The sequence below is a fragment of the Paenibacillus pseudetheri genome, assembly GCF_924513355.1.
GTDB lineage: Bacteria > Bacillota > Bacilli > Paenibacillales > Paenibacillaceae > Paenibacillus_AQ > Paenibacillus_AQ pseudetheri.
The window spans coordinates 245700-267628 of sequence record NZ_CAKMAB010000002.1 but is presented as its reverse complement, the minus strand read 5'-3'; the positions used below and the strand labels follow the sequence as shown (position 1 = coordinate 267628).

20 protein-coding genes are annotated in these 21929 nt (G+C 46.1%); 13 read left to right on the top strand and 7 right to left on the bottom strand.

The genetic code is table 11. From position 1 onward, the window contains the following. Positions 1 to 39 precede the first annotated feature (39 nt). From L1028_RS02620 to L1028_RS02610, 3 genes are all read left to right on the top strand, one after another. Positions 40 to 714 (top strand): response regulator transcription factor, encoded by a 675-nt coding sequence (locus L1028_RS02620; RefSeq protein ID WP_234531024.1) that lies wholly within the window; start codon positions 40 to 42, stop codon positions 712 to 714. Beyond that, entirely contained in the window at positions 711 to 2078 is a 1368-nt protein-coding gene (locus tag L1028_RS02615) for a sensor histidine kinase (RefSeq protein WP_234531021.1), read from the top strand. Before L1028_RS02620 ends, L1028_RS02615 begins: the two co-directional genes overlap by 4 nt. Positions 2079 to 2298: 220 nt before the next feature. Further along, positions 2299 to 3279: an alpha/beta hydrolase gene (locus L1028_RS02610; protein ID WP_234531008.1), complete on the top strand. Its 981-nt coding sequence runs from the start codon at positions 2299 to 2301 to the stop codon at positions 3277 to 3279. A gap of 67 nt (positions 3280 to 3346) precedes the next feature. Here the strand turns inward: L1028_RS02610 and L1028_RS02605 are convergent, their stop codons facing one another. The 3 genes from L1028_RS02605 to L1028_RS02595 all read right to left on the bottom strand — a co-directional run bounded on the left by L1028_RS02605 (position 3347) and on the right by L1028_RS02595 (position 5975). Beyond that, the gene (locus L1028_RS02605; protein WP_234530997.1) at positions 3347 to 4168 is read right to left on the bottom strand and encodes a class I SAM-dependent methyltransferase; all 822 of its coding nucleotides are present in this window, start codon (positions 4166 to 4168) and stop codon (positions 3347 to 3349) included. Between the two features lie 293 nt (positions 4169 to 4461). Continuing rightward, positions 4462 to 5313, bottom strand: coding sequence for a 1,4-dihydroxy-6-naphtoate synthase (locus L1028_RS02600; RefSeq protein ID WP_234530995.1), 852 nt, complete (start codon positions 5311 to 5313; stop codon positions 4462 to 4464). Then, positions 5313 to 5975, bottom strand: a complete 663-nt coding sequence (locus L1028_RS02595; protein WP_234530992.1) for a futalosine hydrolase — start codon at positions 5973 to 5975, stop codon at positions 5313 to 5315. The genes L1028_RS02600 and L1028_RS02595 overlap by 1 nt, the downstream gene beginning before the upstream one ends. 290 nt (positions 5976 to 6265) lie before the next feature. Here L1028_RS02595 and L1028_RS02590 point away from each other — a divergent pair, with 290 nt between their 5' ends. From L1028_RS02590 to mprF, 7 genes are all read left to right on the top strand, one after another. Next, the gene (locus L1028_RS02590; protein ID WP_423803004.1) at positions 6266 to 6736 is read left to right on the top strand and encodes a MarR family winged helix-turn-helix transcriptional regulator; all 471 of its coding nucleotides are present in this window, start codon (positions 6266 to 6268) and stop codon (positions 6734 to 6736) included. Between the two features lie 139 nt (positions 6737 to 6875). Further along, entirely contained in the window at positions 6876 to 7277 is a 402-nt protein-coding gene (locus L1028_RS02585; RefSeq protein ID WP_042192683.1) for a DoxX family protein, read from the top strand. 17 nt (positions 7278 to 7294) lie between these two features. Further along, positions 7295 to 8245 (top strand): ring-cleaving dioxygenase, encoded by a 951-nt coding sequence (locus tag L1028_RS02580; protein ID WP_234530990.1) that lies wholly within the window; start codon positions 7295 to 7297, stop codon positions 8243 to 8245. Then, positions 8242 to 8862, top strand: a complete 621-nt coding sequence (locus tag L1028_RS02575; RefSeq protein ID WP_234530987.1) for an alpha/beta hydrolase — start codon at positions 8242 to 8244, stop codon at positions 8860 to 8862. Before L1028_RS02580 ends, L1028_RS02575 begins: the two co-directional genes overlap by 4 nt. A gap of 154 nt (positions 8863 to 9016) precedes the next feature. Further along, on the top strand, positions 9017 to 10249 hold the full coding sequence (locus L1028_RS02570) for a multidrug effflux MFS transporter (protein ID WP_234530985.1): 1233 nt from the start codon (positions 9017 to 9019) through the stop codon (positions 10247 to 10249). 10 nt (positions 10250 to 10259) lie between these two features. Continuing rightward, positions 10260 to 10604: a FlxA-like family protein gene (locus L1028_RS02565; protein WP_234530983.1), complete on the top strand. Its 345-nt coding sequence runs from the start codon at positions 10260 to 10262 to the stop codon at positions 10602 to 10604. 282 nt (positions 10605 to 10886) lie between these two features. Beyond that, the gene (gene mprF / locus L1028_RS02560; protein WP_234530981.1) at positions 10887 to 13538 is read left to right on the top strand and encodes a bifunctional lysylphosphatidylglycerol flippase/synthetase MprF; all 2652 of its coding nucleotides are present in this window, start codon (positions 10887 to 10889) and stop codon (positions 13536 to 13538) included. Positions 13539 to 13632: 94 nt separating this feature from the next. On the opposite strand, the gene L1028_RS02555 is transcribed toward mprF, so the two are convergent. Together L1028_RS02555 and L1028_RS02550 are read right to left on the bottom strand one after the other, a co-directional pair. Next, positions 13633 to 15105, bottom strand: coding sequence for an alpha-amylase (locus L1028_RS02555; protein WP_234531157.1), 1473 nt, complete (start codon positions 15103 to 15105; stop codon positions 13633 to 13635). 138 nt (positions 15106 to 15243) lie between these two features. After that, positions 15244 to 16836: a histidine kinase N-terminal 7TM domain-containing diguanylate cyclase gene (locus L1028_RS02550; RefSeq protein WP_234530979.1), complete on the bottom strand. Its 1593-nt coding sequence runs from the start codon at positions 16834 to 16836 to the stop codon at positions 15244 to 15246. 279 nt (positions 16837 to 17115) lie between these two features. Between L1028_RS02550 and L1028_RS02545 the strand changes: the two genes are divergently transcribed. Further along, entirely contained in the window at positions 17116 to 17343 is a 228-nt protein-coding gene (locus tag L1028_RS02545; RefSeq protein ID WP_234530943.1) for an ATP-binding cassette domain-containing protein, read from the top strand. 13 nt (positions 17344 to 17356) lie between these two features. On the opposite strand, the gene L1028_RS02540 is transcribed toward L1028_RS02545, so the two are convergent. After that, entirely contained in the window at positions 17357 to 18355 is a 999-nt protein-coding gene (locus tag L1028_RS02540; protein ID WP_234530930.1) for a copper amine oxidase N-terminal domain-containing protein, read from the bottom strand. A 299-nt stretch (positions 18356 to 18654) separates the two neighbouring features. Between L1028_RS02540 and L1028_RS02535 the strand changes: the two genes are divergently transcribed. Further along, positions 18655 to 19272 (top strand): TVP38/TMEM64 family protein, encoded by a 618-nt coding sequence (locus L1028_RS02535; protein ID WP_234530928.1) that lies wholly within the window; start codon positions 18655 to 18657, stop codon positions 19270 to 19272. A 44-nt stretch (positions 19273 to 19316) separates the two neighbouring features. Further along, positions 19317 to 20231 (top strand): aldo/keto reductase, encoded by a 915-nt coding sequence (locus L1028_RS02530; protein ID WP_234530926.1) that lies wholly within the window; start codon positions 19317 to 19319, stop codon positions 20229 to 20231. Positions 20232 to 20239: 8 nt separating this feature from the next. Here L1028_RS02530 and L1028_RS02525 read toward each other — a convergent pair whose 3' ends face one another. Next, positions 20240 to 21751 carry an aminotransferase class V-fold PLP-dependent enzyme gene (locus L1028_RS02525; RefSeq protein WP_234530924.1) on the bottom strand — a complete coding sequence of 504 codons (1512 nt, stop codon included), beginning with the start codon at positions 21749 to 21751 and terminating at the stop codon, positions 20240 to 20242. Positions 21752 to 21929: the final 178 nt, after the last annotated feature.

Genomic DNA, 21929 nt, shown 5'->3' with positions numbered 1-21929 from the left:
TATAATGACTAAGATGGATAACAGGAAAAGAGGGTACGAATGCCTACTATACTAGTTGCTGACGACGATGCGAACATTCGCGAACTCGTCTGTTTATTTCTACGTAACGACGGATTTGATACAGCCGAAGCTGCAGACGGCAAAGAAGCATTAGCCGTTTACGCCTCAAAGCAAGTTGATCTTGTTGTACTCGATATCATGATGCCGATTATGGATGGGTGGACGTTATGCAAAGAGCTCCGAAAAGCCAATCCGGATCTTCCCTTACTTATGCTAACTGCGAGAGGTGAAACCTGGGAGAAGGTGAAGGGCTTCGAACTGGGGACAGACGATTATTTGACGAAGCCATTCGATCCGCTGGAGCTGACGGTTCGTGTTAGATCCTTATTGAAGCGATACAAGATTGGTTCGACACAGACGATCCATTTCGGTGACGTCATTCTTGATCGACAGACCTATAAAGTGATGAGAGGGACGGAGTCATTCACGTTGCCACTCAAGGAGTTCGAATTGCTATATAAGCTCGCTGGAACACCCGGACAAGTCTATACGCGCGAGCAGCTAATTGATCAGATTTGGGGGATTGATTACGCTGGAGACGATCGAACGATAGATGTGCATATCAAACGTCTGCGCGAGCGGTTCTCGACTACTCCTGATTTTCGTATCGAGACGGTTCGTGGACTTGGCTACCGGCTTGAGGTATATGAATGATCAGATCATTATATACACGTGTTGTTCTGACCTTTCTAGTCTCCGTGATCGGAGGCACACTGATTTCTCTATTTGTGACAACCTGGGTATTTCAAGATAAATTAAACGAAAACCTGCGAATTCCCTTACTTCGCTTTGGTCAGGACATCGAACGGATATACGAAACCTTACCCTCACGTGAAGCCGATGCTCTTATAAGTGGAATGAAGCAGCTTGATTCCTACCATATTCGAATTTACGATGAGAACGGTCAGGTTCAGTCTTACGGAGCGCTTAATGGAGAGAGCCCTGCTACCGTGACTAGGGAGCAATTAAAGAAAGTATTGGGTGGTGAAGCTGTTCAAGTTAAACCGAGTATAGGTTCTTCCAACCTCTTAGGACTACCTTTGAAAACCGAAATGGGAACGAAGGCGATGTTTGTGGAGCCGCTTGTGCCTCCTACTTTGTCTTCTACGAGGAATCTGCTATTTAATTTTTTGGCGTATTCGTTAATAACGGGGAGCGTATTGATACTGGTCGCTTCCATGTTCTTAGTGAGACCGATCAAAAGGCTTACAAAGGCAACTAGGCGTATAGCAACTGGGGATTTCAACGTCGAATTGAATATTAAGCAGATGGGTGAGCTAGGTACCTTGGCTAATAGCTTCGAGGAAATGATGCATGATCTGCAGCACCTTGAGCAAATGCGCAGGGAGTTCGTAACGAATGTGTCGCATGAGGTTCAGTCTCCGCTTACCTCGATATCTGGTTATGCTATTGCGCTCAAGAAAGTAGCCCTCACAGAGGATGAACGGAATCGTTATCTCGACATTATTATTGCTGAAGCGGAGCGGATGTCCAAGATGAGCGATAGTTTGTTAAAGCTGAGCTTGCTTGAATCGCAATCCCAACAACTGCGGCTTATTACGTTCAGTTTGGATGAACAGATCAGACGTGTAATCGTGGCGATACAGCCCCAATGGTCGGCACGCAACATTAGTTTTGAACTTGAATTGAAATCAGTAATCGTATGGGCAGACCATGACCTGTTAAGTCAGGTGTGGACGAATCTCCTTGGAAATAGCATCAAGTTCTCCAAGGATGACAGTGTGATTAACGTCAGCGTCAAACAAGATTTGGACAATGTAACCGTCCGAATATCCGACACTGGCATTGGTATTTCTCCCGAGGACCAAGAGCGTATATTTGAACGCTTCTTTAAAGCCGATCGTTCTCACAGTCGTAAGTATGGCGGTAGCGGGATGGGACTAGCCATTGTTAAACAGATCGTATCGCTTCATAAAGGGGATATCCGAGTGGAAAGCGAACCTGGCCAAGGAACGACCTTCATCGTCACCTTACCAATTATAATACCGACAGAATAATTAGTGTTAAGGGTATTCTTGCGAGGTGTTGAATGCGTACCTCATTGTTCAAGCTACGGCAGCACAGGTAAGATTTCTTGCTTGCGCTGCCGTAGTATTTTTTTGCCTGTTCATACTTAATTCATATTGTCGTCATGAGGAGTACATCTTCGTTAGTTAAGATCTCATTAGCGAAACGTTAGGCGATTTAATAAATAGATTAGGACAGGAGAAGATGAGGGTGACACAAACAGAGGTAATAAAAACGGAGAATGGAAAGAAGAAACATAAAGTACGTAACTTGTTGCTAAAAATATTAGGAGCAATCGTGATTTTGATCGTGCTTTTTCTAGCCGTTGTTTATACAGTTAATGTGATTAGCAACAAAACAGATCAGAAAAAAATACATCAATATGGTCAGTTAGTTCCTGTTGACGGAAAAAGTATGAATGTTTTGATCCAAGGACAAGGGAAGCAGACTATTGTGCTTATCCCGGGCTTTGGAACTGGAGCGCCAGCACTTGATTTTAAGCCGTTGATTGATGAGTTATCACCATTTTACAAAGTGGTCGCGGTTGAGCCGTTTGGGTATGGATTAAGTGATGAGACCGATAAGGAACGAACTACAGCGAATATCATAAGTGAGGTTCATGAAGCCGTACAGAATCTAAACATTGACCAATATATTCTAATGGGTCACTCCATTGGAGGTATTTACGGATTGGAATATGCGAAGAAATATCCAAACGAAGTGAGTGCATTTGTAGGGGTTGATAGTAGTGTTCCTGAGCAAGGTGGTATGGATGTTAAATTCCCGATAAAAAAATTAAAGCTGCTCAAAGACTCAGGTATCTTTAGATTGGGATTGCAATTAAGCGGTGACCCTTATGATGGACTGCCATTTGATGATGAGACCAAAAAACAAATGAAATTGATATCGCTCAAAAATATGAATAATTCCACTACCTTAAATGAAATGGAACATATATATCCTAACTTTGTCGCAGCCAGAGGGTTGAAATTTGACAAGAATCTTCCCATTATATTCTTTATACAAGCGAATAATACAACCGTGAAAGATTGGATTCCTCTGCATGAAGGGCAAGTTAAGGAATCTGTGCATGGAAAAGTGATGACGTTCGAGGGCGGACATTATTTACACCATTCCAGATCTAAGGAAATCGTTGAGAACCTAAATTTGTTCATGGAAGAAGTCAAATAAAATAAGAAAACGCTCCGACCTTCCTCCTAAGGGGAGAATCGGGGCGTTTTTGCGTTATGGGTAGAGATTATTTGATGCCGATTCTCATTCGGTAGCTGATCAGTACCTCTAAGGTGCGTCCTTGAAAATGGTCTTCAACTGCAGCGCTGAAATCTGCAATGTCCTGATCGAGCAAGGTAGCGTCCTGTTTCAACACGGTTCGTATTCCGCCTTGACTTAAAGCGAGTCCTACATAGCGCTGCGCATCGCAGGATTCAAGATTATGAAATACGATCTCTCTTGCAAAAGAGAAAGCTCCACTAGCCTGAATTCGTGACAAATGCCCTTCTTTGTCCCATTTATGTGCTCTCTCAGCATCAGGTAAGAGTGAGGCGAGCAGTTCCTCGGATTTGGAGATCAGTTGGTTGTAACGTTCTTCTACCTTCTGTTGAAGGGGGAGAGGCCAGTCGCAATCGTAGGTAGCAAAGACGCCACCTGTTCTTAAGACCCTGGAGACTTCTCGAAGTGTGCTTTCAGGATCCATCCAGTGGAATGATTGCGAGCAGGTCACTATGTCTACGCTGTCCACTGCAAGTGGAAGCTGGTTAGAATAACCTTGTACAAAAGTGATAGATTGGGGATCTTCAATTCGACTTAATTTATCGATTGCTTTTCCCAGCATATCTGGATTCGGTTCAATGCCAATTACGTTGTCCGCGACATCCTTCCACAGAAAAGTAGACAAGCCCGTGCCGCAGCCTATATCTGCGACGACTGAAGGTGTGCCGCTCAAGTAGTCGGTCAGCAGCTTGATGATCATGGCAGGAGCTTCAGGACGGTAGCGGTCATAGTCCTCTTGAAAGCCGAGAAATCGATCGATGTTTTGCTTGCTATTGTTTTCAGGTATCATGTGATCCTCCTTCATAGAACCTATTTATAGGTCTATTGTATAGCCATCGCTTCACTATGCCAAATAATGGATCGAAAGGAATCACGGGGAATGTTACTCAGAACAAGCATAAATACCTTCGGCGTCCTTATAAGGACGGCAAGCGTTTAAGCGAGAAATATAAGACATAAAGTATGGTGTGAAACTTATACTTTCTTATATTTTAAACAAAAATCCCCGGAGGACACCTTATGGTGTACCGGGGATTGTGGGTTATGTCTAGTTTTAAGTGCGCTAAGAACGTCTAGCAAATGTTACCGAAGTAATGCAGGATCGATGGCAGGTACAAGTCCTTCTGCTGCAGCACGATTTAGTAAGGCGGTGATTGCAGCGTAGCCGTCATCGCCTAGATTCATCGAGAAGTCGTTCACATAGAGATCAATGTGTGATTTAGCCACTTCTGGAGCCAGCTCTTGAGCGTGGCTAAGCACATAGTCTCTAGAATCGGTAGGATGATCCCACGCATATTGAAGAGAGCTGCGAATCCAGCCAGTGATGGCATTGGCATCCAGATCGCGGCGAGCAATGATCGCGCCGAGTGGAATCGGCAATCCGGTATCGCTCTCCCACCAGCTGCCAAGGTCAGTCAGCATATTAAGACCATAAGACGCGTAAGTAAAGCGGGCTTCGTGAATCACCAATCCGGCATCGATATGTCCATCGCGTACGGCAGGCATGATCTCATCGAAAGGCATGACGACGATTTCGCCAATGTCCCCTGTTATATGCTGTGCTGCCCATAATCTGAAGAGTAAATAAGCTGTAGAACGCTCGCTTGGCACCGCAATCCGGCGTCCGGCAAGCTTCTCGGGACGTTTGATTGCAGTCGGGCCACTTGCCGTAAGAAGCAATGGACCGCAGCCACGACCCAGTGCACCGCCACATGGCAGCAGTTTGTAATGCTCAAGAACCCATGGTAGAGCGGCATAGGAGATTTTAAGGACTTCAGGGCCTTCTCCGTTAGCAGCAAGCGTGTTGGTAATATCAATGTCGGCATAGGTTACATTAAGTTGTGGTGCATTCGGAACAAGCCCGTGTGCCCAGGCATGGAATACAAAGGTATCGTTAGGGCAAGGGGAAAAAGCGATATTAAGCTCAGTTGTCATTACAGCACCTCCAATAGTATAGCGGCTGCCGCCGTTAATGCTTCCATTGCATCGCCGATCTTCCAGGCGGCCCGGTCGCGGGGACCGACCGGGTTCGAAATGGCACGGAGCTCCAGTACCGGGAGCCCCAGCGCCTCAGCGGCCACGGCAACTCCGTGGCCTTCCATCGCTTCCGCGACGGCACCTTGATGCCGCGCGATAAGGGCGGCGGCCGTCTCCGCGGTGCCGGTCGCCGTCGAGACCGTAAGCACGGTCCCCGTGCTTACGGTCAGTCCGGCCGCTGCCAGCGCGGCCGAAACCGCCTGTACCGTGCCGCGGTCAGCCGGCACGGACACGCTGCCGAAGCCAAGCTCGGCAGCGCTGCGGAAGCCCTCCGGCGTCTCGGCCCCGAGGTCGGCGGCAATCATCTCGCTGGCAATGACCAGCGAGCCTAAAGGTGCCACCCCCGGGAACCCGCCGCCGATCCCGGCGCTGATTACGCAGCCGTAAGAACCGGCTGCGAGTGCCGCGGCGGTTCCCGCCGCCGCTGCTGCCGTACCTGCGCCGGCAGCAATCACATGGAACCTGTCGCTGCCTTGTAGGCCGCGCAGGACCGCGTCTCGCTCTGCGGCTACGGCTGTTACGATCAGCACGCGCCGCGCACCAGCTTGTTCCTCCACCATCAGGTTGCCTCCTTTGAGAGATGTGAAATCGCTTACTAAATAGTCATTCGTAAAGACAAGAATACGCCGTTTTAAGGGTCAGGTCAAACTTAGAGTGATTTTCATCACGCTCTTAAAAAGTCGTAGAAAGAACATTAACAGCTCGTTAAGCACCTTATGTTATCTTTTTTGAGTGGTGAGGTTGACAAAGGTAGTGTGAGGAAGTATAGTTATCTTAACTTAAAGATATTTAATGTAAAGATATTCACTTTATATTGAACAACATCGCTGTCAAACTGGAGGTGGAAATGATGAGTAATACCGAAGAGAATGTTCGTAATACAGAGAATACTACGGAGATGGATCAGGCGTCTTCTTTAAAGTTATTTGTTGTATTATCTAAGGCTTACAGAAGCTTGATGGATCAAGCTGTGAAGGATATGAAGAGTTATGGGCTGGCATCTGCCGAGTTCATGGTGCTTGAGGTGCTGTATCACCGGACCCGTATTCCACTACAACAGATCGGGGAGAAGATTCTCGTTACGAGTGGAAGCATCACCTATAATATCGACAAGCTGGAGAAGAAAGGTCTGCTGAAACGTGTGCCGTGTAGCGAGGACAGACGCGTGACCTATGCGGAGATTACGGATGCAGGGCGTGAGCTGTTCGATAAGATTTTCCCGCGTCATGTGGCTTCGATTCATGATTTGATGCGTGGACTGGATAATGATGAGAAGGGTCAGGCGATTGAATTACTGAAGAAGCTAGGCAAAGGTGTGTAGGAGCGCTGAAATATCGCATCAAGGTTTTATTATAAGGTCAGAAGCAGTTCGCTGCTTCTTACCACTGAAAGATAAAAATTTTTATCATATATCTTAATGTTAAGATAATTAAATCAAAGAAAATTGGAGTGGATTAACAATGATAAGTGTAGGAATATTATTGATGAGATTAGTGATCGGGATTGCGTTTATAGGGCATGGTGCCCAAAAGTTGTTTGGATGGTTTGGTGGTTACGGCCCGAAGGGTACAGGTGGCTGGATGGAATCCATCGGCATTAAACCGGGGGTTACTATGGCGGTATTAGCAGGACTAATGGAGCTGGTAGGCGGATTCATGTTCGCGGCAGGCCTTCTGACGCCTGTTGCAGCGGTGTTGATTGTTGCCACTATGCTGGGGGCTATCATTAAGGTTCACGCTCCAAATGGCTTCTGGTCTACTTCGAACGGAATTGAGTTTCCGCTTACGGTACTGGTAGTCGCTGCAGGTATAGCACTTACAGGGCCAGGTTCGATTTCTCTGGATGCATTGATTTTTAACTAAGAAGGGGGTTTATCATTATGACACTTCAAACTGCAGGAATCCATCATATTACCGCTTTTGTTGGAGATGCTCAGCGTAACGTTGATTTTTACGCCGGTATTTTAGGACTACGGCTGGTGAAGAAAACGATTAACTTTGATGCTCCGGAAGTTTATCATTTATATTTTGGGAACGAACAGGGTGCGCCGGGGACGATTATTACATTCTTTCCATCTCCCGTAGGGCGTAAAGGTAGAATCGGTGCTGGACAGGTCGGTGTAACGATTTACGCAGTACCAGTGGGCTCTCTGACATTCTGGGAACAGCGTCTTGCGGCATATCAAATTCCGGTTACTCTTAAGCAAAGAATCTCGGAATCTTATTTATCCTTTGCTGACTATGACGGTTTGCGCATTGAACTCGTGGAACGTGAGGAAGGACCGCTTAGCAAGTGGTCTTTCGGAGGGGTTCCTACTGAACATGCGATCAAAGGGTTCGGCGGCGCTGTGCTCTATAGCAACAATCCGCTACAAACGGCAGAAACGCTTGTCCATACGATGGGAATGGAGCATATCGCGGATGGAGATGGATATAGCCGTTATAGAACTACTGGCGATTTGGGTAATATTATTGATCTGAAGACAACGCCAATCCCGCTAGGTGTAGGAGGTGCAGGTACGGTTCACCATATCGCTTGGCGTGCAAAAGATGATTCTGAACAGCTGGAATGGGGGCATCATGTGCAGAGTCATGGACATCATCCGACACCGGTTCAAGACCGCCAATACTTCAATGCGATCTATTTCCGTGAAAGAGGGGGAATCCTCTTCGAGATCGCTACAGACCCTCCAGGCTTTGCTCGAGATGAGGCACCGGATGCTCTGGGTGAAAAGTTGATGCTGCCATCTTGGTATGAACCGCATCGTGCGGTTATCGAAGAAAACTTAAGTCCTATTCAGATAAGAGAAATTGAGGTGAAGCAGGGATGATTCATGTATTTCATAAAGGTAAAGATGTAACGAAGCCCACGCTTGTATTATTCCACGGTACGGGAGGCAATGAGCAAGACTTGCTACCGCTTGCTGGGTTGTTATCTCCCGATTCCTCGGTGCTGGGCATCAGAGGGAATGTACTGGAGAACGGTATGCCGCGGTTCTTCCGACGGCTGGCTGAAGGGGTGTTCGATGAAGCCGATCTAATCTTCCGTACTCACGAGATTAAGCAGTTTCTAGGCGATGCCGCAGCGCAGCACGGATTCGATGCTAACAATCTGGTAGCCGTGGGTTACTCCAACGGTGCAAACATTGCCGGTAGCTTGCTGTTCCACTATAAGGATGTTTTCCGCGCCGCAATTCTACTGCATCCGATGGTGCCGCTGCGGAATGTAGAGCTTCCTTCTCTTGATGGGGCGTCTATCTTCATTGGAGCAGGTACAAATGATCCGCTTATAGCTTCTTCGGAGACTGAGGATCTGGAGAGTATTTTGCAGAAAGCGGGCGCAGAGGTTACAACACACTGGGGCAATCAAGGCCATCGTCTGAGTGTTGCTGAAGCTGAAGCCGCTAGAGATTGGTTGCAGATACGCAGCACATCTACAAATGCATGAAACAATCAGAATAACCGCCGAATGGCGGTTATTCTTGTTATACAGGCCCCTGTAACCCTTCATATTAGGATTGATCAATTCACTTCCTTTACGTTAGTATGAAGAATACAAAAAAAGGCCCACGGGTTGTTTTAGAAAGGTTGAAGTAAGGATCATGATTGGAATTCAAAATGGGAATAAGCTTGCCGCAGATGGCCCTTCACGGAAGCAGAGATTGCAGCTCGCCGTGATTCTTGGCTCTATTACAACGATCGGCCCGTTGTCGATTGATATGTATTTGCCGGCACTGCCTACACTTGTCGCAGATTTCGGTACGACTGCTGCTCTAGTACAGCTTAGTCTGACCTTCTTTTTGCTGGGACTAGCTTCAGGTCAGTTGGTAGCTGGACCGCTGAGTGATGTGTATGGCCGTCGCCGTCCGCTGCTTATAGGAATGTTTATCTATGCCATATCTTCAGTGCTGTGTGCTTTTAGTCCTTCGATTGGACTGCTGGTAGCTTTGCGGTTTATTCAGGGGCTTGCTGGTTCAGTAGGTGTGGTTGTCTCTAGAGCGGCTGTTCGTGATTTATATAGTGGCTCTGAACTCACGAAGTTCTTCTCACTATTGATGATTGTGAATGGTCTCGGACCGATATTAGCTCCGGTTATTGGGGGCCAACTGCTAAGAGTAACTACATGGCAGGGGATATTCTTAGTCTTATTTGCTGCCGGAATTATCTTTTGCCTAACCATTTTATTGCGCTTGCCGGAGACACTTCCGAAGGAGCGACGCTCTAAGAGTGGACTGAAGGGTACGCTGCTTACCTTCCGGGTATTGCTTGGCAATCGTAAGTTTATGGGTTATGCCTTGTCTCAAGGTTTTGTTATGGCATCTATGTTTGCTTATATCTCAGGTTCTTCTTTTGTATTGCAAAATATTTTTGCAGTTACACCGCAGGTATACAGTCTGATCTTTGCTGTGAATGGGATTGGAATTATTATTACAGGCCAAATTGCCGGCAGACTTGCTGGCAAGGTAAGTGAGACTAAATTGCTACTTAGTGGACTATTGCTCTGTACGACGGGAGGCCTCTTACTACTACTGACGATTCTAGTAGGAGGAGGGCTGATCCCTATTCTGATCTGTCTATTTGCAGTTGTCTCCAGTGTGGGGATCGTCGGAGCGACCAGCTTCTCATTGGCGATGCAAGATCAAGGTGAATCGGCAGGCAGTGCCTCGGCGTTAATCGGATTAATTCCCCTGCTGCTAGGTAGCAGTGTAGCGCCACTTGTGGGTCTTGGGGGAGTTGAATCAGCACTTCCAATGGCGATTGTGATAGCATGCACAGGACTTCTCTCGATTCTTTCTTATATGCTGCTTGTTAGACGAGGAAAAGCAAGCTCCTAGTAGTCTATCCTTGTCAGCAGTCTCAGGATCCACATCGTATTCTACCTCGACATCAAGCACTACAGATACCAGTGCGCTTGAGAAACAAAGAGCGAAGCTGGAAGCTGAACTAGACAAGATTGATGCCAGCTCAGACGATGACAAGACCAAGGAAACGAAGACGAAGCAAATTGAGCAACAGATCAAGACCATTGAGGCACAAATCTCGCAGAAGTCTCAGAGCAGTGCTTCCTCCGCTAGCAGTGTTGTAGAGGCACCTGCCAAACCTGCGAACAATGCGCTTGCTGCAGCAAGTCCGCAAGAGATAGCTACCGCAACAACGGATAGTAAAGGCAGGTTTGATATTCGAGTATGAACGCTGGTTAGAACCGTGCTACATAACAGAGAGGACATCCTTTGCCGTGAGGGATGTCCTTTTTGTTGTGCAATTTTATGTGTAAACTACAGTCTCAATGTTCTTTAGCTAAATAGAATTTCATTAACATTCCTTAACTATTGCAGGGATTAGGGCTGTGCTGGCAGTCTAATGTAGTAGGTGTTGATTATCATGGGTATTTTATTCCAATAATTGTTATAATGAAATGGTTGTAAAAATTGTCTAGCACAACGTGTGTCGGCGGTAAGGGTAGGTGGCCTAATGCAATCAAAACAACAAACATTAGAAAGATTCAAAATAGTAAGGCTGTTCTTATCCATCTATCGGATTCGGGCGGTGAGAGCTCTCTTTCCAGTAGCTATCATAGCGCTGGTGTATTGGGAGGGGCAACATGAGCTGAAGCAGGTTCATTTAGGACTTATTATGCGTGAGCTAAGAAGAGTGCCTACATCTGCCGTTTTGCAAATGATCGGATTTGCACTTCTCGCAGTAGCTGTAATGAGTGCTTATGATTATTTGATACGAGCACATTTTCGTTTAAAAGTAGGGCTGTGGGACACCTTCCGTTATGCTTGGATAGCTAATACATTTAATAATTTAATTGGTTTTGCAGGTCTGGCTGGAGTGGGTTTAAGGACGTTGATGTACAAAAAAAGCGGAGTGTCAACTTCCGTCCTGACGCCGGCAATCGTATTTCTATCACCGCTCATGATTACCGGGTTATCTTTACTTTCTTGGGCAAATATTTTTGGCTTACTCCCGGCCACGGCATTGCTGGAAGAGCATCATTGGTTACTATTTGCGGTATGGGGGATGGCGCTTTATTTGCCGTTTTTTGTGTTTGTACAGCGCTCTGCTCTTTATGCAAAGTGGATTAATCGGGGACAAGGTAGAACACCCTGGCTTACAGTAGTTGCCTCTGTGGGTGCTTCCTTTCTGGAATGGAGTTTTGCTGGCGTAACGTTTTGGACAATCAGTAGCCATCTCTTGCACGAGGTTCATTTTTCAGTCATATTCGGCATTTTTACGATTGCTGCTATCGCAGGCATCTTGAGTATGGCGCCTGGTGGTATCGGTGCTTTTGACCTTATTGCATTGCTGGGTCTTACGCAGCTTGGATTCAAAAGTGATCAAGCCATGGCAGTGCTTGTTATTTTTAGATTGTTCTATTATCTCATTCCATGGCTGATCGGATTGGTGCTGGCTGCACTGGAATTTGGTCTGCAGGGAAAAAAGGGTCAAGATCGTTCAGCTCCAGGGTTTGAACCCTCTCTTAACATTTGGCAGAAGATCTGGGGTTGGCCGGGTCAGTATACCTTTCTGAGCGATCTTGGTGTGTGGGCTCTAGGCAAGCTTGTATTAGCTAGCGGGCTTATTCTCTTACTATCAACAGCTACACCCGGATTGTTGTACCGGCTGAAGATTACAGAGGAAATATTGTCATTCTCGATCATGCAGCTCTCACATCATTTATCTGTTCTTATTGGCTTTATGCTCATTTTGTTGTCGAGAGGCATAACATTACGGATTCGTAGCGCGTACATCTGGACCAGCATTTTATTATTTTCTGGGTCTGTGTTTGCGGTGGCTAAAGGCTTTGATTATGAAGAGGCACTGTTTCTGCTCCTCGTTGCACTCATTCTGTGGATCTCCAGATCTCGGTTCTACCGGATCAGTGCTCCCGTTAGCAGACAGAGTACGATTTGGTGGCTTGCGCTTACTTCTGTAATTGCCCTAAGCTACTATCTATTGGGCAGCTATGCCCATCGTGGATTTCTGAAGCATCTCCCACCCGGTGTACAGCCAGAGTGGCTACAGCGGCATAGTCATGTTGCTTTTACAGCCGTAGGGGGACTAGCTTTCTCTTGGATCATTCTTACTTTGCTGATCACCCTTAGACCCCATCGTAAACCGGAGGAGTTATTCGGAAATTTTGATATGGCAAGGCTGAAAAGCTTCCTAGGCGAAGTTCAAGGCAATGCCTTAACCCATATGCTGTTTTTGGGTGACAAAAGCTTCTTCTGGGCGCAAGAGAGCAAGGTATTGCTCGCCTTCGCCAGGGTTAGGGATAAGCTTGTAGTCCTTGGTGATCCATTGGGAGAGAGAAGTCTCATGAATGAGGCAATCAGTGAATTTAGACAAGCTGCAGATAAGTACGGTCTGGTTGTAGTTTTTTATCAGGCCACACCTGATTTCTTATCGATCTATCATGAGCAGGGATATCGCTTTTTTAAGCTGGGGGAAGAGGCATTAGTAACGCTCGATACCTTTACACTCAGTGGCAAAAAGAACAGTGATTTGCGAAGCGTATGCAACCGATTTGAACGGGAAGGATATGCATTCGAAGTTGTAGAAGCACCTCACGTTGAAGATTTGTTACGAGAGTTGCGATCCGTTTCGGACGAATGGTTGAATGGACGCACCGAAAAAGGGTATTCGCTGGGTTGGTTTAACGAGGCCTATCTGCAGCTGGCTCCAATCGTGCTCCTGCGGAATGCCAAAGGGACGATACTGGCATTTGCTTCGATTGCACACGGGTATGATCAGGGTATGACCCTATCGATTGATTTGATGCGTCATCGAAAGAATGTGCCAAACGGAACGATGGATTATTTATTTGTTCGTTTGCTAGAATGGGCGAAATCTAAGGGATATCATCGATTTAATCTAGGTAATGCTCCGCTGTCCAGTGTGGGTGAGAATGCTGGGGCCTTGAAAGAGGAGAAGCTGGCTCATCTCGTATTTAAAAGAGGGGGGCATTGGTACGGCTTTGTCGGACTTCGCCGGTATAAAGAAAAGTTCAGCCCAGAGTGGGAACCGCGTTACTTGGCTTATCCGGCTTCCATAGCATTGCCGATCTTAACGCTCGATCTGGTGAGATTAGTATCCCGCCATCCAAAGGCGGAGGAATAGAGCTGTAGTCTCTGTATACATTGAAACAACTAGAGGAGGTGTCCAAAGCCATAATGGCTCTGGACATCTTTTTTTTGAGAGGTAATGCGAATCCTTATTTTTCGTCGACTTTTTCATCAGGCAGAGCCCAGACAGATACGCTACCACCGTTGACCGGGAAGGTCGCCCAGCCATCTTTTTCAATCGTTATAGTCGCCTTGTGATTATGAGTGAAATCTACCCATACTTCACCAGCGCGTTGTTCCCCTACGAACATTCTTTTCTGACCGTTCTCACCGTTACTAATCACAACCGCGCAACCGGAGCGTTCGATGTCTTTCACGCCGAGCCGTGTCCAGCCAATCGTGTTAGGATGATCGAAATAATCCTTCTGTTCACCATAAGACTTGTGATAGCGGGTGTATAGCAGCGGATCAATCGCCGCTTTTTTGCCTGCAATGGGTGTAGGTCCCTCAATTCCATAATAATCGCCATAAAACAGAACCGGATAACCATCGCGTCGCAGCAGGATAAGCGCATAAGCACTTTGCTTAAACCAATCATCTACCCACGATTCCAGAGCCTCATGAGGCTGAGAATCATGATTGTCCACGAATGTTACGGCATTGGTGGGATGGGTCTGCACCAGTGTGTCATCTAGAATTTTGGTTAAATCAAAGTTTCTGCCCCCCAAGGAAGCTGAATGCAGTTTGTAGTGAAGGGAGACATCGAAGAGGTCGATCTTATAATCGACGGTATTTAGAAATTGTCGGCAGGATTCTAAATCCGAATTCCAGAACTCACCCACGATATAGAAATCCTTCTCACATTTATTAAACATTTCTACCGCGAATTCTTTCACAAACTCATGGTTGATATGCTTGATGGCATCTAAACGAAAGCCACTGCAGTGGAGCGTGTCCACCAGCCATTTTCCCCATTGGATCATTTCTTTTTTGACTTCTGGATGACTGTAATCAATATTTGCGAACATTAGATAATCGTAGTTGCCGAACTCGTCGTCAACATTCTGGTTCCATGTTTTATTCTCGCCTGCGATACGGAATACACCTGTTCGCCCCAATTTGGCGTCAAAGTCAGTGCCGTTAAAGTGATTGTAATTCCATTTAAAGGAAGAGTGTTCATCCCCACGGCCGGGGAAGGTGAATTTAGTCCAGCCCTCAATCTCGAAAGGCTTTGAGATTTCTTTCATCCGGTCATTGGGGTCGACCTCGATCACCTGGAAGACTTCCTTTTCATCCGCCCCTGCTTTATGATTCATGACCAAATCAACGTACACGGCAATGCCGTTTTTTTGACATTCCGAAATGGCATCAATCAGTGCTTGCTTGGTGCCATATTTGGTGCGTACCGTGCCTTTTTGGTCATATTCGCCCAGATCGTATAGGTCATACACCCCATAACCTGTATCGTCGGCGGAGACGGCCTTTGTCACAGGAGGTACCCAAACAGAATCAATGCCTACGGCCTTTAGTGCGGGAGCTGTTTCTTTTAGTCGATCCCAGTGTTTGCCGTCCGCAGCAACATTCCATTCAAAAAATTGCATCATTGTATGGTTCCTCATTATTTCTAGCGCCTCCATGTCCATAAAGCGAATTTTTTCTATACTCTGATTAGATTTTCAGATAACTTTTATTAAACTTAAAAACAGACTATGAAAAATAAGACCGGCCGATGAATGCGCTGGGAGGGACAAAGATGCTATTTATATAGGCTTGAAAAGTGTGATTTCTGACCTCTGGGAGAGGTGGACAGCATTGCGTCCGTTTCGTTTGGAACTGTACAGAGCATGGTCAGCCTCTGACAGCAGCTCTTCTAGAGTGGCTTCAGGACTTAGGGCTTCTACTACTCCGAAGCTGGCAGTCACGTTAATGGACCCGATGAGCGTATATAAGACACTTTGTTCAATGTCTGCACGGATAGTTTCACAGCGTTGTGCGGCTTGCTTTAGTGATGTATTTGGTAGACAGATTACAAATTCCTCGCCACCGTAACGGCCAAAGAGATCTCCCTCCCGAAGGTGTCTACTGCAGACCTGAACAATGTGCTGAAGGGCTTGATCTCCATATTGATGTCCGAATCGATCATTAATGCTTTTGAAGAAGTCTACATCCAGCAAAATAATCGATAATGAACTCCGATTGCTCGCGGCCTGAACAAGAAGCCCTCGGCTCAGCTCCAAAAAATAGGTACGGTTATAGATCCCCGTCAGACTATCCATCGTAGCCAATTGACGCAGCTTATCTTGAAGCAGTATTCGTTCAGTTACGTCAATCAGCATGATCATTTGTCCTGCTAAGTATCCTCCTTGTTTCTGTACGGGAGAGGATCGAATTTGATAGTAACAAATCTCGTCTCCTTTGATCCAAGCAACTTCCCGTTCTTCGCGTAGCAGCGGCTCTGCATCCATAACATAGGACAAGGCATCTTTGCCGGCATTAAGAAACAGTTGAGCCAGCGGTTTACCAATCGCCGAGGAATTAAGTCCTTCTATCATATCCGCGGCTGCGCGATTGTAATCGACGAGCATGTCCGAACGATCGGTGACAAGCACCCCGTCTCGCATGCTTTCGAACAAATTCTCACGGGCGATAGGCGCAGCTGTTAACATGCCTCTCGACAGGATGGCCCAAATATATAGCGTGGAAGTGATACTCATAATGACGGGGACGGGATCCATCCCGTAGGGAGTCAGGCCCATCAAATATAAAAAAGAGCCTAACGTTGGAAGGCTTAGTCCAATTAGAATGGTAACGATTTGTCTCCGGTATACCCGTTTCATCCGGTTCCACTGCCATAACATAAGGCAGATAGCTGCCAGTAGACAGCCAAAGGTAAAGCTGCCGTGAACGATATACCAAGGTCCCATCACTACATCAACGAGTGGGGAGGGCGTGTTGTCCCGCAAATAAATGGATTTATAGAAAAAGTGGTGGTAATCATTGGTCCACACCATCAGTGTTGTGATGAAAGGTATTATGTACAGCGCTGCTCGCATGCCCTTTTTAATTAGACTCTCCAGCCCCACGAAATGCATCACCATAATAAGGCTGGCGGGCGCTATAAAAGGCATCCCCAGATACTCTACTTTAATCCAAAAACTCATTTCCTCCAGCGTTTTCCCCGACAGTTCTAGTGCGAAGCCGAAGGTATAAATCGCGGAAGTGAAGGAGCTTATAACAAAGGCTCTAATTCCTAAAAAATCCGTTTTTTTATAATAGGCGAAAAGGGCTAGTAAAACGCTCAGGACACCAGATATAGCCACAATAACAATATAATTCGAAATTACAGATCCCATGGGTCTATTGTCTCCTGCCGAGGAAAGATATGGATAAATATTACCACATATCTACAAATATTTAAAAATCACTTCATTTGAAACTCGAATAAATGGCTCCTAGACAAAATGACGTGATTTAGCGGGAGCTATTTTACTAATTGTCTAATGAGAGTCCAGTTAGCAGCGCGTAACATGTTAGTTAATACTACACAACAGGAGATTTTAACTCGACACACTCTAATGAGTCAGGTTATTAACATTAATTGCATAGCTTATTTTGATAAGGGGGGGCTGAGGATGTCATTACTCGCGACAAATATTCCTGAAATTCAGCTGGAAAATGTTGAAATGCGCTATAGGGCAGAAGCTGCGGAAGTGCTTGCACTGCATCAGGTGAGTCTTGATATTGCAAAGGGGGAGTTCGTCTCACTGCTCGGACCTTCAGGATGTGGCAAAACAACGTCAATGAAAATTTTAAAGGCCATCCTTTTGCAGGATGGCCTTTTCCCTGAATTATTGAACTAACTAACAAGCTAGTTTAATTAGGCTCGATGAGGCCAACGGTCTGTAAATCTTCAATGTTAAGATACATAGTGCCCTTATATTTCTTTACACGTATGTCGCTTAACGTGAATTGGCCTGTTTTTGCTTTTTTGTATTCATCTGTCATAACGATATTATATCTTACGAGGTCCATCTCAGCATATTTACCTATGCTAATTGTGTTGGAATCACTATTTCCAAGATTAATGACTTTTTCAATTTCGGAGAGCATAGATAATGAAATCCAACCTTCGCTCATAAGCGGAGGCAATGTTTCCTTGTTTCCGGCTGCGGTTACATAATTGGCGTCAAAATAATCAGGGTATCCTTTATAGCCGGGATCTTTGGATTGTTCTTGTGTTGGAGGTACTCCGACAATACGAATTTTGGGAGCGTTAGCTGTGAAATTTTTAATGGCATCGTTCTCAGCTAATTCCTTTTGTAGATTCATGTCTTTTAATGCGTTGGGACCAAACAAGACAGTTCCATTGGCATTGAATAAGATCGGGATGCCGTCAATGGTATAAGAGGCACCTTTAAAAGAAGGGCTATTAATTTGAATCACATCTGCTGCTGCTGAATAATAAACGGCGTTTCCGGTTGCTTCACCAACGATACGAACCGGAATTAACGTTGTGCCATTCTGAGCAAACGGCGCCGCCTGCAGCGTTTTTTTCTGACCATTTACGTATGCTGTTGTGCTACCAATAGTAAAAGTTATTTTCAAATCGCCTTTGGTGCCCGTAACTTGTTTCAGTTTTGGGTTATAGTCTATACTCATTTTAAGCTTCTCAAATAATTCTCGGAAAGGCACGAACGAAACTCCGTTTTTGCTCACAGATCTCGAATTTAGTGGCATCCCATCCACAAAAATGTGCGATCCCTTAGAAGCCGCTGACGCTGGAGCAGGAATAAGACCTACAGAAAAAATCAAAACGCATATCATTGCTAGAATCGACAATCTCTTCAACAAATAACGCCCCCATAAATTCATTTTATTTCCATCAACTCTCATCTTACTATCAATCGGTGTACTGTCAATATAGATGTCTTGAAGTCTCGTAATAAAGTCTCGTAATAATGAAGTTGATCTTTTCCTTAGGCTAGCCTTACTCACGCAACCCTATCTCATATGTATTTTCTATCTATGGTAACTGAGTGTTTACCTACTGTCATTCGTGTAGTTCTAGCTTGTTTTCTTTATATTGGAAGAGCTGTAGGAATGCTCGCAACTTCGTGTATAATTGAGACCAGGTGTTAAGAATTCCAATCGGATGAGGAGATCAGCTGGTTATGTACTTTCTTGATATTATGTCTTGGCTGACAGAGGATAATCTGCGGCATCTGCTTGAACAATATCGTTCGTTTGGGCCCTTTCCGGGTATCGCATTGACGTTTATGAAATCATTTATACCACCACTACCAACGATTGCGATCGTAGGGTTAAATGGGGCAGTATATGGGTTATGGTTAGGTTTTTTGTATTCTTGGATCGGCTTGGTTGCGGGTTGTGTGACTACATTTTGGATTATTCGCAAAGTGGCCTCTCATCGTTATCTGCGAAAATGGGCGGAGCGGCCCAAAGTAGCCAAAAGCATGACATGGGTGCGCCAAAGCGGATTCAGCTATGTTTTTCTGCTTAGTATATTCCCGGTGGGCCCCTTCGTTGTAATTAATATGGCTGCCGGTCTTGCCGGGATGAGGTTTCGTTCGTATCTCCTTGCGCTCACTGTGGGCAAAGCGATCATGGTATTCGCAGTTTCATACATTGGCAACGATTTGGAACGCTTCATCCGCCAACCGTGGGAGATTATCTATGTTGTCTTGTTTATTGGACTGTCGTTATGGGGAGTCAAAGCCATCGAAGCGCGGTTCGCTAGAACAGCACAGGAAGGGAAAAAGATTGCTTAGCGCTGTGTAAGGACTATTTTGATAGAACGAAGGAGGAAATGTTGATGAAATATCGTAAACTTGGCAGTACAGGGATGAATGTATCGGTGATCGGCTTGGGTACTTGGCAGTTCGGTGGAGAGTGGGGCAAGGATTTCACTCAAGTTGAAGTCGATGCCATGCTGGATAAGGCTGGAGAGCTCGGTATTAACCTGATTGATACGGCAGAATGTTATGGAGATCACTTGTCAGAGAAGTTCATCGGGGGTTATCTGGCTCGCCGGAAACGTGAGGACTGGATTGTAGCTACGAAATTTGGTCATCATTTTCAGGGACATTTGCAGCGGGAACAGCTATGGCGTGCTGAGGATGTGCTGAAGCAGCTGGATGATTCCCTACGGGCGCTTCAGACAGAGTACATCGACCTCTATCAATTCCATTCCGGAACCGATGAGCAATTCGACAATGATAAGCTGTGGAGTATGCTCGATAGACAGAAGCAGGCAGGGAAAATCCGTCATTTAGGTGTCTCGATTAGTGCATCGGGCTCTGGTGTACATCAGACCTCTGCAGCAGCGGATGTGCAAGCAGAGGCCATACAAGTAGTATATAATCGGCTGGATCGTCAACCTGAGGAAGAGATTCTTCCGCTCTGCATCGAGCATAAATTAGGTGTGCTGGCGCGTGTTCCGTTAGCGAGTGGTTATTTAAGCGGCAAGTACAAGCCGGATGCGGTATTTGGTCAGGGTGATGTGCGTGCTAACCATAAAGAGGATGTAAGGCAAAAACAGCTGCGCGCTGTAGCTGAAATTGCTACCAACGAAGTCCCTTCTGGACTCGATATGGCGCAGTGGGCTTTGGCGTGGTGCCTTCAGCATCCCGCAGTAACCAGTGTAATTCCAGGTTGCAAAAATATAGAACAAGTTATCTCCAACGCTAGTGCTGCCGATCTGGACATGGTGAAGGACACTACACAATAAGCTGGAAACTACACCGAAAAAAGCTCCTTAACCTTCGCCTCAGCGGGATCCTCATTGTAGATATGGGTCCAACTGTTCGTGGAAGCATCATAAAAATAGTCCTGTTTCCATTGCTGGAAATGGATCGCGATATTTCGTACTGCGGATACAATTCTCTCTACCTCCTGATTCGTCATAATGGGGTGTAGAGAGATGCGGATCCAACCCGGTCTAAGCGACTGGTCTCCTACAGTAATTGCCTCAGCGATCTGAGCAGATTGCGCCCACCCTAATTCAAGTAAGTAATGCCCATAAGGACCTGCACAAGAGCAACCACCCCGGGCTTGTATACCAAAGCGATCATTCAGTAGTTGAACTGCAAGATTATAATGAATATCACGTAGTGTAAAAGAGACAATGCCATGACGTTCTGTATGGTGTCCAGCTAGCAGTGAGCATTCGGGTATGCTACAGAGCCCGTTCATTAATTGCTGGCATAGCTCGTGCTCTCTAATCACCATATATTGACCGTTTCCATTCATCTGTTCCTTCAGCTTCACGCAAAGTGCCGTCCGAAAAGCTTGCAGAAACCCCGGCGTTCCCCCGTCTTCCCGCATCTCTATTTCATTGGTGTAGCGGCGTCCTCCCCAAGGATTGACCCAAGCCACTGTACCTCCACCCGGTTCGTCAGGAATACGTCCATTACTTAGAGCCTCATCAAAGATTAGAACGCCATTCGTGCCCGGTCCACCCAGAAATTTATGCGGAGAAAAAAAGATTGCATCCAGCTTCTCCAGCGGTGAGACAGGATGCATATCGATAGGCTCATAGGGAGCGCTGGCAGCAAAATCTACAAAACATAGGCCTCCGTGACGGTGCATAATCGCGGCAAGCTTCTGATAGGGAGTCTGAATTCCGGTCACATTGGAGCAAGCCGTAAATGAACCGATTTTCCAGCGGCGATGCTGATACAATTTCAACTGGGCTTCAAGCTGCTGAAGATCTATATTTCCATTTTCTCCGGGAGGAACAGTCACAACATCACCAATCCCCTCCTGCCAGGGAAGGATATTGGAATGATGCTCCATATGGCTGGTGAAGATCACAGGACGTTCCTTCATCGAATGGGAGCTATAGTCCTGAAGCCATTCAGGGAGCCTTAAGCCCATGATGCGCTGCAGCTTGTTTACGGCTCCTGTTGTTCCATTTCCGCAGAAGAGCAGGATGTCCTGTGGGCCAGCATTTACATGCTTTTTAATAATTTGCCGCGCTTCATTATAAGCCAGTGTCATGGTTAATCCGGTCGTGTTGGAGTCTGTATGTGGATTGCTAACATATGGACCGAAGGCTTCCTGCAGCTTCCGTTCAATCGGTTCATATAAGCGTCCGCTTGCGGTCCAATCGGCGTACAGCAGTGGCTGTCTACCATAGGGTGTGGTGATCTGATGCCGAATTCCAATGGTGTGCTCACGAAAAATCTCGAAATGGTTTTGTAGTGAAGCGGGCGTCTCTGCAGAAGAGGCGTGGATGATGTTTAGCACGGATTTCCCTCCAGCCCGTACGCCGATAGTGGTAAGGTCATGGTTTATTTTCGGCGTGCCAGTAGTTTCTATGGCATCAGTATATGCTTGCTTGGAGAATTGGGTTAAAGCCTAGGTGGAGTTTATATGAATAACAAATAAGGGAGATAGGAGGTGAATGGTGTAATTAATATACAAC